Origin of the sequence: Pedobacter hiemivivus (assembly GCF_005144565.1) — a bacterium.
GTDB lineage: Bacteria > Bacteroidota > Bacteroidia > Sphingobacteriales > Sphingobacteriaceae > Pedobacter > Pedobacter hiemivivus.
This window is the reverse complement of record NZ_SWDX01000003.1, coordinates 198,629-212,660: the sequence shown is the minus strand read 5'-3', so window position 1 is coordinate 212,660 and position 14,032 is coordinate 198,629. Positions and strand designations below refer to the sequence as shown.

General features: G+C 38.6%; 12 protein-coding genes and 1 tRNA gene. 11 read left to right on the top strand and 2 right to left on the bottom strand.

Annotated features, from left to right (window positions below):
• The first annotated feature begins 88 nt into the window (after positions 1-88).
• The 9 genes from FBD94_RS08055 (at position 89) to FBD94_RS08015 (ending at position 9,938) form a co-directional block, all read left to right on the top strand.
• Entirely contained in the window at positions 89-3,274 is a 3,186-nt protein-coding gene (locus tag FBD94_RS08055; protein ID WP_235884408.1) for a TonB-dependent receptor, read from the top strand.
• Positions 3,275-3,284: 10 nt separating this feature from the next.
• Complete coding sequence (locus FBD94_RS08050; protein ID WP_131611559.1) at positions 3,285-4,871, top strand: RagB/SusD family nutrient uptake outer membrane protein; 1,587 nt, start codon at positions 3,285-3,287, stop codon at positions 4,869-4,871.
• A gap of 3 nt (positions 4,872-4,874) precedes the next feature.
• Entirely contained in the window at positions 4,875-5,696 is an 822-nt protein-coding gene (locus tag FBD94_RS08045) for an endonuclease/exonuclease/phosphatase family protein (protein ID WP_136879820.1), read from the top strand.
• A 400-nt stretch (positions 5,697-6,096) separates the two neighbouring features.
• Positions 6,097-6,957 carry a sigma-70 family RNA polymerase sigma factor gene (locus FBD94_RS08040; protein WP_136879819.1) on the top strand — a complete coding sequence of 287 codons (861 nt, stop codon included), beginning with the start codon at positions 6,097-6,099 and terminating at the stop codon, positions 6,955-6,957.
• 105 nt (positions 6,958-7,062) lie between these two features.
• Positions 7,063-7,239 (top strand): histone H1, encoded by a 177-nt coding sequence (locus FBD94_RS08035; RefSeq protein WP_131611565.1) that lies wholly within the window; start codon positions 7,063-7,065, stop codon positions 7,237-7,239.
• Between the two features lie 59 nt (positions 7,240-7,298).
• The gene (gene dinB / locus FBD94_RS08030) at positions 7,299-8,402 is read left to right on the top strand and encodes a DNA polymerase IV (RefSeq protein ID WP_136879818.1); all 1,104 of its coding nucleotides are present in this window, start codon (positions 7,299-7,301) and stop codon (positions 8,400-8,402) included.
• Between the two features lie 58 nt (positions 8,403-8,460).
• Positions 8,461-8,682, top strand: a complete 222-nt coding sequence (locus FBD94_RS08025; protein ID WP_235884407.1) for a hypothetical protein — start codon at positions 8,461-8,463, stop codon at positions 8,680-8,682.
• 127 nt (positions 8,683-8,809) lie between these two features.
• Entirely contained in the window at positions 8,810-9,460 is a 651-nt protein-coding gene (locus FBD94_RS08020) for a hypothetical protein (RefSeq protein WP_136879816.1), read from the top strand.
• A 76-nt stretch (positions 9,461-9,536) separates the two neighbouring features.
• On the top strand, positions 9,537-9,938 hold the full coding sequence (locus FBD94_RS08015) for an OsmC family protein (RefSeq protein ID WP_136879815.1): 402 nt from the start codon (positions 9,537-9,539) through the stop codon (positions 9,936-9,938).
• 63 nt (positions 9,939-10,001) lie between these two features.
• Here the strand turns inward: FBD94_RS08015 and FBD94_RS08010 are convergent, their stop codons facing one another.
• On the bottom strand, positions 10,002-10,367 hold the full coding sequence (locus FBD94_RS08010) for a response regulator transcription factor (RefSeq protein WP_131611575.1): 366 nt from the start codon (positions 10,365-10,367) through the stop codon (positions 10,002-10,004).
• Between the two features lie 150 nt (positions 10,368-10,517).
• Here FBD94_RS08010 and FBD94_RS08005 point away from each other — a divergent pair, with 150 nt between their 5' ends.
• Together FBD94_RS08005 and FBD94_RS08000 are read left to right on the top strand one after the other, a co-directional pair.
• Positions 10,518-11,888, top strand: coding sequence for an exonuclease domain-containing protein (locus tag FBD94_RS08005; RefSeq protein ID WP_136879814.1), 1,371 nt, complete (start codon positions 10,518-10,520; stop codon positions 11,886-11,888).
• An 86-nt stretch (positions 11,889-11,974) separates the two neighbouring features.
• A tRNA-Arg gene (locus tag FBD94_RS08000) sits at positions 11,975-12,048 on the top strand.
• Positions 12,049-12,248: 200 nt separating this feature from the next.
• On the opposite strand, the gene FBD94_RS07995 is transcribed toward FBD94_RS08000, so the two are convergent.
• A complete protein-coding gene (locus FBD94_RS07995) occupies positions 12,249-13,928 on the bottom strand; it encodes a recombinase family protein (protein ID WP_169472248.1) in 1,680 nt (559 codons plus the stop codon).
• Positions 13,929-14,032 lie beyond the last annotated feature (104 nt).

The following is a 14,032-nucleotide window of genomic DNA, read 5'->3' as shown; positions in this document are numbered from 1 at the left end:
TTAACTCATTAACAAAAATATGAAAAAACTTCATGTATGTGAACCTCATGCATTTTATTTAAGGCTCAAAACTAGAATAATAAGAACTATGAAAGTAACAATGGTTTTATTATGGATGGGGATGATGACCACTTATGCCAATACATCTGCTCAGCTTAAGATGAACATAGACCTTGTAAGAGGTAATTTACCAGAATTATTTCAGCAAATTCAAAAGCAAAGTGATTACCAGATCCTTTATAAAGACGATTTTATTAAATTAAATAAGTACGAAGAGCTAAACCTGAAACTGAACAATAAAACAGTTAAAGAGATTCTGGATAAAGCGCTAAAAGATAGCGGACTTACTTACACGATTTCGGGTAGGCAGATTGTCATCTTATCCAAAGAAAGAGCGCGGGGTGTTGTGCAAGATAGTTTGGTAACACTTCGTGGACGGGTATATGATACGCACGAACCGCCTAGTGTATTGCCCGGCGTTAGTATCAGAATAAAAGGTTCGACAACCGGAACTACGACAGATGGGGATGGTTATTTTACGATTAAAGCCAAAAAGAATGATGTTTTGGTTTTCTCCATGATCAGTTACCTAAGCTTTGAGTATACGGTTTTGAGAGCCGATAAAAGTTTGAATGTTTCTCTGAAAGAGAACATTTCTGCCTTGAATGAGATCGTCGTAGTTGGCTTATCTGAGCAGCAGAAGAAACACATTGCCAGTTCTATCGCTTCGCTGGATGTGAACTCGCAGATTGTAGGAAAGCCGATTACTTCGCTATCGCAAGCCCTTCAGGGTGGGGTAACCGGAATCAATGTGACACAGAACTCTGGTTTGCCCGGTGGTGATGCAGCAACGATAAAAATAAGGGGGATTAGTACGTTGGGGAACTCTAATCCGCTGGTTTTGGTGGATGGGATTCCTATGGATATGAACTATATTGATCCGGTTACGGTAGAAAGTGTTACCGTATTGAAGGATGCTGCAGCAGCGGCAATTTATGGCGCAAGGGCAGCAAATGGGGTTATTCTGGTAACGACTAAACGAGGCGTGCCGGGTAAGGTTAGAGTGGCCTATGATAGTTATTTTGGCCTGGCTTCGCCTTCTTATTTACCAAATACGGTTGATGCACCTACCTATATGAATATGTATAATGAAGGGCAGTTAAATGCAGGCAAGCCTTTGTTTTATTCGGAAGAAGATATTCAGAATACCATCAATAATGTGGATCCTGTTAAATACCCAAATACAAATTGGGGGGATCTGATCATCGACAGGTCGGCCGAAATTACTAGTCATTCTGTTTCTGTAAGTGGTGGTAACAATACGAGTAGGTTTGCCCTTAGTGGCAATTACCTTTATCAAAAGGGAATGTTGCCAGTAAATGATGCCAATCGCATCACCATCAGGGCAAATACTTCTACTTCATTGAGTAAGAATTTTCTGGTAAACCTGGATATGCTGGCCATAAAAAGAAATACCACACAGCCAAACAGACCAAGTGGGAGCAATGGAAATAGGTTGTTGCAGGATATTTACCGTACGCCGCCAACTGTTTTACCTAAATATCCAGAAAAGGATGGTGTGCCTACTATTTATGGAAGGTACGTGGATATTGTAAACCCACTGGCCTATGCCGAAAGAGGAGGTGTTAGAAATTTTGAAAGTGGGCAGACCAGCATCAATTTGCAACCTAAATGGGAAGTGTTTAAGAATTTTAACGTTAAAGGTCAGTTTAGTTTTAGGTTAAACAGTGATGCTACGCGGGACGTAAGAGATGCTTATAATTTCTTCGATTATTATAATGGTCAGCTCTTACAATCCTGGACTGCTCAAAGAGATGCTGGCATGGCCAGAACAACCTATTATTATATCGGCGGTAATGTAGATTATACATTGAAGGTTAAAGATCATTATTTGTTTGCGATGGCGGGTTATTCTCAGGAGGAAACGAATAGTGGAGAGTGGGATATATATTCGATGGTATCTGGTTATGCTAAATTAAACTATTCCTATAAGGATAAGTATCTGTTGGAAGGTACTGTTCGTACCGATGGTTCTTCCCGCTTTGGTCCGGGAAATAAGTTTGGCTTCTTTCCATCCGGCGCTGTGGGCTGGAATGTTCACAATGAGGGATTTATGAAAGGGATGAAGGCTATTAATAGTTTGAAATTAAGGGCTTCTTATGGGCAGCTGGGTAATGAAAATATAGGTTTGTATAAATATCAGACCTTAATTAGTAGTAGCAACGGGCAGGAAGCAACCTATGGGAACGCAGATGTATCCTGGGAAACGGTGAACATGTTGGATATTGGTATGGATTTATCGCTCTTTAAAAATAACAAACTCGGGCTGACCTTCGATTATTACGACAAAGTTACTGATGGGATCATTTTGAACCCACAATTGCCCTTGATTGGCGGTTTTGAAGGTGTGGTGCCGATTAACGCTGGAAAGGTTAAAAACAGAGGTCTTGAGCTGTCTTTTAATTATAATGAGCGTTTTGGACAACATGTAGATTTTTCATTCTCTCCGGGAGTTACTTATAATAAAAACACTATTTTATCATTAAAGGGCGGACCTTATCTAACTACGACTACTATTAATGAGGAGAGCGGAAGTATCGGTAGTTTTTATGGTTACCGCACAAATGGATTGTTGCAAAGCAGTGATTATGATAACAATGGTACGCCATTGGTGCCCATGCTTAAAGATGCAAAGCCTGGGGATATTAAGTATCTTGATTTGAATAGGAATGGTATTATTGATGCTGATGACCAAACAAATATTGGTAATCCAACCCCTGAATTGGATTATTTCGCAAATTTTAGAATTGCTTATAAAAAGATAAATCTGGAGTTTTTACTGCAGGGTACAGGGAAGAGTGATGCCCCCTTGTTAAATGAATTTGCATTTCCATTGGATATGAGTGGGAATGGTGGGGTGCCCACAGTATATTATGCCAATAATTACTGGACGCCGCAACGTACCGATGCCCGTTATCCACGGATCTCAACTGCACCATCTAATAACAGGTTGTCATCCGATTTCTGGTTTCAGAACGCCGCTTATTTAAGGGTTAAGTTTATTCAGTTAGGTTATGATCTGGATAATTCATTTGTGAAGCAGATGGGCATCAGCGCTATCCGTTTTTATGTGAATGCCCAAAATCCAGTTACGTTCTCCTCTTTAAAAATAACTGATCCGGAAAGTCGGGGGGACGAATGGACATACGGAATTATGAAAACATACACATTTGGTTTAAACGTTCAATTTTAATAGGCTACAGATGAAAAAGGGATTTTATTTTATCATAGGCATGATGTTGATCACATTCACATCCTGCGAAAAGTTTCTGACACATGATCATCCACAGAGTATTTCGGATGAAGAATTTTGGAAAACACAAACTGATGCGACAAATGCGCTAAACACAGCATATGTTGGTATACCGGATGGAGCTTCGGGTAGACAAATACTGTTTTTGTCTGCCATGGCGGATGAGAATGTTTCACGTCAGGGTGCTGCAAGAGGCGATTACGAGTCTTATGTAAAAGGATTGCAGAATGGTACTTGGGGGGTAGGATTAGGTATATGGAGAGATGATTATAAGACGATTAGACGTGCGAACCGCTTTTTAGAAAATGTAGACAATTGCTATATGGATGAAGAGTTGAAAACCAGGTATAAGTATGAAGCCAGAGCATTAAGGGCGTATTATCATATGGAGCTATTGTTGTTTTTTGGTGGGGTTCCATTGATGACCAATTCTGTGGTTCCGGATGCGAGTTACCTGAAAAGGAATACCGAAAAGGAAGTTTATGATTTTGTACTGGCTGAGTTAACGGAATGCGCCGGTCAATTGCCTAAGGAATACACCAATGCAGAGATTAAACGCATTACTTCTGGGGTATGCTGGGCACTGATTACCAGATTGGCCACTTTTTATAAGCACTATGAAGTCGCTAAAAATGCGGCAAAGGAGGTCATTAAATTGGATGTTTATGCTTTATACAAAAGTGCAAATGTAAAGAATAGCTATGCAGATTTATTTCTTTATACAGGGGAGTTAAATAAGGAAAGGATCTTTTTTAGGGAAAATGGATGCTCGGGGGCTTGGTCAACTTTTGCGCCTCAGGGTGTAGGTGGTAAAACGGTATTGTCGCCAACTTCAGATATGATCAATAGTTATGAAACCAAACAGGGGAAAACGATTTACGAGCTGGGGCCTGATTCGTTGGCTATTTATTTAAAAGAACCGAAATACAAGAACAATAGGGATCCAAGGCTGGCAGCTTCAGTATTGTTTCCTGACCAGACTTATGCTGCGTTGGTATTGAAGCCTTTTGACCTGAATCCTGCTAATAATGATAAAATTGGTGCGCAGAATTCTACTGCGACTGGATACTGGCAGAACAAGTATCTTGATCCAAAAGATAAAACAGGGACGAAAACCCTTGACTTTATGATCATCAGATATGCCGAGGTTTTACTGACTTATGTTGAAGCACTTATTGAGACGGATGACTTTGCTAATCCTGATGTGGTTAAATATTTAAACGAAATTAGAAACCGCGCCGGCATGCCAAATGTAAATGTGGCGGTGTATAACACGAAGGACAAATTACGGGAGCTGGTTAGACGTGAGCGTAGGGTGGAACTTGCATTTGAAGGTGTAAGGTATTATGATATCAGGCGTTGGGGGATATTTGAAGAGGTGATGAATGGAGCCGTTACCGGGGCTATTGACCCGCTGACAGGTATCGCAGTGCCAGTAGAAACGCAATCGGCCAAGGCAAACAGAGATTTCTTATGGCCAATCCCACAATTAGAAATACAAGCGAATCCAGGTATTACTCAAAATCCTAATTATTAAAATATGAAGCATCTATTTATCTGTTTTATTGCCGGTACTTGTTTTCTGTTATCATCTTGTTCAGAAAAGAAGCATTTGGCTAAACCTGGAGATAAAGATCAGGAAACAATTAAAGTCATGTCCTACAATGTTCACCACTGTAATCCCCCGGCAAAGCCTGAAGTGATAGACTTAAATGCAATTGCTGCGGTAATTAATGCGGCAAAGCCAGATTTGGTTGGGTTACAAGAGATCGATGTGAATACTATACGCTCCGGCAAAGAGATTAACCAGGCAAAGGAACTTGCGGCAAAAACCAATATGCATTATTACTTCGCTAAAGCGATCGATTACCAGGGTGGAGGATATGGTGTTGCGATTTTAAGTAAGTATGAGCTCAGCGAGGCTCAGGTTTATCCTTTAAGTTCTGATCCCTCAACAAATGCGGAGCCGCGTGTATTGGTTACGGCCAAGGTAGTTTTACCCTCAGGTAAGGTGATTCGTTTTGCAAATACACATTTGGATGCAACAAGTAATCCTACAAATAGGAGTCTGCAAATTAAGGAGATCAATGCAATTGCATTAAAGGAGCGTACTCCATTTATTATTACAGGAGATTTTAATGCGGTGCCGGGCAGCGAGGTGATTGTGGCTATGGATGAGGTTTTTACGAGAACTTGTTTCACTTGTGGACCGACGATACCTGCCAATAAACCCACTAAATGTATTGATTTTGTAGGTTATACGACAAAGAAACCAATGACGGTTCAGGCGCATCAAGTGATTTCGGCTCCTGAGGCTTCTGATCATTTACCTGTTTTTGCTGTACTTGGGTTTAAGCCTTAATTACGCGATCGTCATCCTGAATTCGTCATGCCGGCGCAGACCGGTATCAGGATCCACTAACATGGTTCTATTAATACGGTCGTCATCCCGGTGGAGACCGGGATCTCGCAAGAGAAAGACCACCCTTGCTAGTGCGAGGTCCTGAGATAAACTCAGGATGACGGGGAGCATATAAACAAAACTGTTATTACCAACAGACAACCTATTTAGGGTTGTCTGTTGTATTTACGCTGCACAATTATATTTTATTTGAGAAGACTGGAAATCTCTTAAACCTAATATTGTACGGTGATTTGCTCATAACACGGTTGAAACCGCTGTATTTGGGTTGAGGTAAAGATAATTCCATTTTAGCTTTTGAGCTTTGCTGAAATGTTGTTAAACTTTATTGAGATTAGGCATGAAACAGTTTAGAGTAATACGATCTATTACCCGAAGGGATTCTGATTCGGTAGAGCGGTATTTAAATGATATAGGTAAAATAGATCTGCTTAGTGTTGAGGATGAAATTAGTTTGGCGGCCAGGATACGCAAAGGAGATATTGGCGCATTACAGCAGTTGGTTAAAGGTAATTTGCGTTTTGTGGTTTCGGTGGCGAAGAAATATCAGGAGCGGGGATTGAAGTTGAGTGATTTAATCAGTGAGGGCAATATTGGTCTGATCAAGGCAGCAAGCCGTTTTGACGATACCAAAGGGTTTAAATTTATCTCGTTTGCAGTGTGGTGGATTCGGCAGTCTATTTTGCTGGCTATTGCAGAGCAGAAGCGGCTGGTGCGTTTGCCGATTAACCAGGTGCTGGCTATTGAAACGATTAATAGGGCAATTATCGAATTGGAGCAAAAGCTGGAAAGGACGCCAACAGTTGAAGAACTGGTAGCACATACTACGCTGAGTACGGATAAGATTGCTTGTTATTTAAATAGTACAGTAAGGCCTTATTCATTAGACCACATTGCTGATGAAAAGAATGGCTTTACTTTGTTAGATATCATTGGCGACAAAAGCATCCCAGGGAGTGACCACCTTACCTTTAACACCTCTTTGCTGGTGGATCTGAATAGGTCCTTGAGTATCTTGCCCAAAAGGGAACAAAAGATATTGATGTTGTTTTATGGCATCAATGGTTACCCGAAAACGAGTCTGGATGACATGGAGCCAATCTTTAATTTGGGGCGGGATCGGATCCGAAAGTTGAGAGATAAAGCGCATAAAACACTTAACTTAAAATGCTGTAATACCCTGTCAGATTACTTCAATTAGGTGAAAAATGACCTTTTTGATAAAAAATCATTTGGTGAAAATCCAATAATTATATACTTTAGAGCGTTATATCATATATTTTAAAATCTTAAACGAAAGAAAAACATGGAAAAATTTTCAAAACTTAAAGAATTAATCGCTGGCGTAGAGGCTGATGCGGACAAATTTTATAATTCAGGTAACGGTGCTGCTGGTACCAGAGTACGTAAAGCAATGCAAGATTTAAAAGGCTTAGCACAAGAAATTCGTACTGAAGTAACTGAAAAAAAGAATGTAAAATAATATTCTTTGAATTATTACAAGAAAGGCCCGCAGATTGTGGGCCTTTCTTGTTTTAGCTTATGGATGATCATATAGAGAAAAAGCAATACCGTAAAATAATTCATATTGATATGGATTCATTTTATGCTTCTGTAGAGCAAAGGGACAACCCTGAGCTGCTGGGGAAGGCTATTGCAGTGGGTGGCTCTCCTGAAGGAAGAGGTGGCGTGGTGGCGACAGCAAGCTACGAAGCCCGGAAGTATGGCGTGCACTCGGCCATGTCATCTAAACAAGCGCTAAAATTATGTCCACATCTTATCTTTGTTTACCCCAGATTTGCGGCTTATAAAGAAGTATCCAGACATATCCGTGAAATTTTTCATCGTTATACTGACTTGATACAACCTTTATCATTAGATGAGGCTTATCTGGATGTTACAGACGATAAGCTCGGCATAGGCTCTGCAATTGACATTGCCAAAGAAATTAAACAAGCTATCAAGGAAGAACTTCAGCTAACTGCCTCGGCAGGCGTCTCGGTAAATAAGTTTGTCGCGAAAATAGCTTCTGATATGAATAAACCTGATGGCTTAACCTTTATTGGGCCGTCGAAGGTTGAAAAATTTATTGAGCAGTTGCCTGTCGAAAAATTTTATGGAGTAGGGAAGGTGACGGCGGCAAAAATGAAATTGAGGGGATTGCATTATGGTGCGGATTTAAAAAGGTTATCCGAAACGGAATTGGCCAATCTGTTTGGGAAAAGTGGACTGTTCTTTTACAAGATTGTAAGAGGAATCGATAACAGGCCTGTTGAGCCTAATCAGGAAACTAAATCCGTTGGTGCCGAAGATACCTTTTCCTATGATTTAACTGAATTGGCCGAAATGAACGGCGAATTGGAAAAGATTAGCCAATTGGTATTCAACCGAATTAAACTATATCATTTGTCTGGCCGGACGGTAACAGTGAAAGTTAAGTTTAGTGATTTTAAGCAAATCACACGAAGTAAATCCTTTGCAGAAGGAGTGACGACTTTTGAGTTGATTTTTGATATTTCGAAGAGCTTATTGGCGGCTATAGATTTTACAGATAGGCGGGTGAGATTGCTTGGTATTTCTATCTCGAATTTTGAAAATTCGTCAGGAAATGAGAGAGATATTTATCAACCGCGGTTGTTTCCCTGAGCTTATAATTTATTTTAACTTACCTTTGTAACCTAGAGATAAGATTATGGGGCTGCCAATGCGTATTACATATAAGGATACAGACTACATTTATGAGATATTAAATAGTTCTGCTATCAATAAGGAGACAACCGAGCTTCACATCAATTTTGATGGACAGGATATTGTTCTGGTGAAGGATGAGAAAAATGTGTGGGTTCAGAATGGTGGAGCGTTTAAAGTTGAGCCAGAGCTTGCCCAAGCGCTGGGAAGGTCTGTATCTCTGAGATTTAGAATGTAGTTTAATGAAATTAAGTTAGTGTTAAATAATACATTTTTTTTATAAATTCGACAAAATACCCTAAATTGTATAAGGTTACCTGACAAGGTAACAAGTCGTTTTTTAGAAATCAGATTATTTAAACACTATGAAAAAGTTATTTTCCTTGATTGCTATGTTGGGTTTATGTGTAAACTTAAGCATGGCGCAAACAGCTGCAGTATCTACAGCTCAACAGCAGACAGCTAAAACCAAAGCTGCCGCTAAAAAAGAAGCAGCTAAGGCTAAAGCTGATGCTAAAAAAGAATCGGCAAAAGTTAAAGCATCCACAAAAGCTGCTGCAGAGAAACCAGCTGCCGCTGCTGTAAAGCTTAAAAAAGACGGTACACCTGACATGCGCTCTGCAGGGGCTAAAGCAGCAGCAGCAAAAGAAGCAACAAAAGCTGAAACTAAAAAAGCAACTGCTGCAAGCAAAAAAGCTGCCGCTGAAGGAGCTGCTGCAACAGCAACGGTACCTGGAATGAAAAAAGATGGTACGCCTGATAAACGTTACAAAGGAGCTAAGGAGACCGCAACTGCACCTGCAACTGCAGCCGCTACAAAAGCCACCACTAAAACAACAACTACAGCGAGAAAAGCAACTACTACTGCGAGTTCAACTGCTAAAGAATATGTACCAACTATTGATAGGAGTTTAAAAGGCCCGAACGGTGAGGAGATCTTAACTGGTCCGCGTGGTGGAAAATACTACATTAACAAAAATGGTAATAAAACGTATGTGAAAAGAGAAGCTGAATGATTTCTTTTTTAATATAAAACAACAAAGGCTGGATTTTTCCGGCCTTTGTTGTATTTTGGATTTTATACTTTTAATTATGGCAAGCAATCAAATTACAGCAATTACGGAGTTAGATAAATCTCATTACAAAACCAAAGTGTACGCTGGTGGACATTTTATATATGCTGATGAACCAGAGGAAATTGGTGGTACAGACGAAGGGATGCCTCCTGGTGCATTATTGTTGGCTAGTTTAGGTAGTTGTACCGCCATCACCATAAGGATGTATGCAGACCGAAAAAACTATAATCTGGATGCGATCAAAATAGAACTGGCTATTTGTAAAGAAGAAGAAATGAATAAGGAAACCAGGATAACGAGGAAGATTGAGTTTTCTGGGGATTTAACTGAGGACGAACGTCAACGTTTATTGGTGATCGCGGATAAATGTCCGATACATAAAATGCTAAGTAATCCTATAAAAATTGAAACAAGTTAAGCTTGTTTTAAACGATCATATACAATTTAGTACTATAAATTCTATAATTAGTACACTTTTAGCTCAGGTAGGAAGCTGAGCTCTAACCATGCTTACAAGATGATCTATGTCGAATGGTTTGGAGAGGAAGTCGTTTGGAGAGCCTGGTAGTTTTAACAGATTTTGTAAATTGTGGCTTGCAGATATCATAACGATAGGAATATATTTAAATATGGCGTGAGATTTTATGGATTTGCATATTTCCCTGCCATCCATTCCCCCTAGCATCACGTCTAACAGAATAAGGTCGGGCCTGAGCGATGATATTACATTTAATACATTTTTTCCATTTGTAAGCGTGGAAACTTCATAACCTTCATCTTCTAATATGATCTTGATGACCTCAACGATCTCCGTATCATCATCAACTGCTAATATTTTTTTAGACATTATTGTATCCCATTTGTTATTTAATGGTATACTATTTTAATGCCATATATCAAATTTGGGAAATAAAAACTGATGACAATTGAAATATTTACATTTTGAATGCTAAAATTATTAGCATATTTGCGTTATTAATCGTTTAATGAAAGTTTAATGTTATATGCTGTTGTAGATATTGAGACTACTGGTGGGTTTGCATCGGGAAATGGAATTACAGAGATTTCTATTTTGGTGCATGATGGTCAAGAGGTTGTTGATGTTTTTGAAACATTGATTAATCCTGAGCAAGATATTCCACCCTATATAGAATCACTTACCGGAATTAGCAACGATATGGTGATGGCGGCTCCTGTATTTAAGGATGTGGCTGCTCAGATCTATGAATTGCTACATGATAAGATCTTTGTAGCGCATAATGTGAATTTCGATTTTTCTTTCATCAGGCACCAACTGATGCAGAGTGGTTATGAATTGAATAGCAGGAAGCTGTGTACAGTTCGGTTAAGTAGAAAAATATTGCCTGGGCACAAATCTTACAGCCTCGGTAAACTTTGTGCTGCTTTGAACATTTCTGTGAGCAATAGGCACCGTGCCGGTGGAGATGCAGCAGCTACAGCGATATTGTTAACGAGGTTGATTACTGAGGATGCTGAAAATATCATTGCGCAAACACTTCATAAGTTTTCGAAAGAACAAGCGTTACCACCTAATTTGTCGAGAAGCCAGATAGACCGCTTACCTTCTGTGCCTGGGGTTTATTATTTTAAAGACCAGAAAGGGAAGGTGATCTATATTGGTAAAGCCAAAAACATTAAAAAGCGGGTGTGTACTCATTTTACAGGGAATAACATCAGTAAACAGCGTCAGGATTTTCTTCAGCACATTTATACGGTAGATTTTGAGGTTTGTGGAACCGAATTGATGGCCTTTATTTTGGAAGCTACAGAGATTAAGCGTTTATGGCCTGAAAATAACCGTGCATTAAAGCGTCATGAGCAGAAATATGGTTTGTATGTTTTCGAAGACCAAAAGGGCTATATGCGACTCATGGTTGATAAGTATAAAAAGCAGTCGCCTGCATTGTATAGTTTCAATACGCAATTGGAGGGCTATGATTTACTAAGGCTTTTGATCAAGGAGCATTTGCTTTGCGAGAAGTTGTGTTTTATTCAGAAGAATCGGATTGCCTGTACCCATCATGAAGAAGGGAAGTGTAGTGGGGCTTGTGTAGGTAAAGAGTCTGCCGCCGCTTACAATGTGAGGGTGAAGTATGCAATTGAGTATTTAAAAACCATACTTCCGACCTTTGTAGTGATGGGTGAGGGGCGAAATGAGGATGAAAAAAGCTGTCTTTTGGTTGAACAGGGAAAGTTTTATGGTATGGGATATATTTCTCCGAATACTGATGTTGAGGGAGCAGAAATGCTGAAGTCGGTGTTGCAACCTTACCCTTCTGATGATTATATTCTAAATTTGATTATTAGTCATATTCAGCAATTCCCACAGAGAAAGGTAGTTATCTAAAAAGTACATTTATTCTAATAAAAATTGCAAATAGATTTGTGTGTTTACATCCAAAATTCTATCTTTGCGTTCCCTAACGGGGAGATGCCTTGGTAGCTCAGCTGGATAGAGCGTCGGTTTTCTAAACCGAGGGTCAGGGGTTCGAGTCCCTTCCAGGGTACATTATCTAAAGCCTTAACAGATTGTCTGTTAAGGCTTTGTGTTTTTAAAATAAAGTGAAAAATCAATACTTTTAGGTTGTTTTAAGCTAATTTAATCTTTTATTTAATCCTTAATTAACTGTTTTCTAACTATTTAGAAAAATTAGTTTTTTAACGTTTTTATCGATACTTTTGTTGTTTATCTTTGACTGTCAGTCTGTTATGTTGGTTTGTGTTCTGGCTGTTCGTTTTGGATATCAGATTTTATGATTTCCGCTACTAACTGAGTTATCAGATCAATGAACTGAGATTCTTTTTCAATTTCCTCGGGCTTTCTTTTTTGATCTGTTGTTCTCCTTGCTCTTCTCATTTGTGGTTTAGTTAATCCGAATTCCTCCTTGTTTATTACTTCTGCTGTTAATGATTTAAGCTCTGTAACGGACAATAAAACCTTTACGCTATTTTTTTGAAGGTTGAATTGAAGGCATTCGTTAAAATACGATGAGGTAAATAAACCGGCGTCCCATGTAAGGTTATTTCTGAAGATTATACGAACTAGCATGTGTTTTTGAAATACAGTAGATACATTATAAATCTTATAAAGATTAATTCTGCCAGAACTGAACTTCTTAATCAGGTTTTCAAGGTTTTTCTTCTTATTTAGGTTTTCCTGAAATGTCTTTTCTATAGCTGCTCTTTCTGATTTTGTTCTTAATGACCAATCCCTGTATGTTGCAATAGAAATTTGGTCAGTTATGAACTTATTCTCCAACTTTGCCATTCTTTTGTTTAAAATCTCAATAGATTTCGACTTTTCTTTTTTGAGATCATATTTCTTATTTGATAATTCATTCAATAGCACTGATAAACTATCATTTAATGATTCTACAAGACTTTTTTGAAGCGTTATAAGCTTTAATAAATCTTCAAATTTTCCATGGATTTCTTTGCCAGGTATATTGGTGCCAGGATGATCAGGGCATTTATAGTATAAATAGTATTTACTTTTTCCTTTTGTCCATCCTGCATTTAGGTTTTGACCGCATAGACATTTTATAACTCCTCTTAACGGGAATTCCTCATTTTCTCTTACACGCTCTGTACGTTTGTTTTTCAGTAATTTCTGAACTCGCCAAAAGTCAACCTCCGAAATAATAGGTGGGTGTAGGGCCTTGACATATTTCGTAGGGAGATTTTTGTATGCCGGAACCTTTATCAATCCAGCATAAACGCAATTTTCCAGAATATTCCTTATAGTGCTATTCCCTGTATTTTTGAAGCCTAAGGCTAATATGTTTTTATGTATCAGATTTGGAGGGATTCCAAGATCATAATCTCTAAATATTTTTGCTATTATAAAAGATTGAGACTCTTCAACCTCTATTGTGGTGCCGTTACATGAGTTTTTAAGATTTCGGTAACCAAATGGAGCTTTGCCTAGATGTCTACCATTTTCTTTAGCATTTCGAATTCCTTGCCTTGTCCGATTTCTAATGGTAAGAAGTTCACGATTAGCTACAAGATAATCAAATGCCCGTTTCATAAAAACATCAGGATCTGAGGTGTCTAAATCAATAGGTTCGTTGGTTGAAATCACTTTTACATTGTGTTTTCGCTCTAGTTCTGCAATTTTTGTTAAAGCTTCAGGGAGGTTTCTACTGAAGCGATCGTGATCAAGGACAATCAAGTATTGACATTTTCCTTTGTGCTTTTTTATGAATTTCTCTAATTCGAGGTAATTACGTCGATCAAAGGTATCACTGCTTTCACCATTGTCTTTGAAGATTTCAAGAATTGTCAACTTGTTTCTTTTACAATAATCCCGAATAATCGATTCTTGATATTCTAAAGATTTAGATTGATCTTTTGTACTTAATCTTAAGTAGCCTACTGCATTCATGTTTAATATTTTTAATGAATGCGCAATTGACAAAGAAGAGCAAATGATTTTTATAATTACTTTAAGAATGAAAGAATATAATGATTTTAACATTATTTACAGCC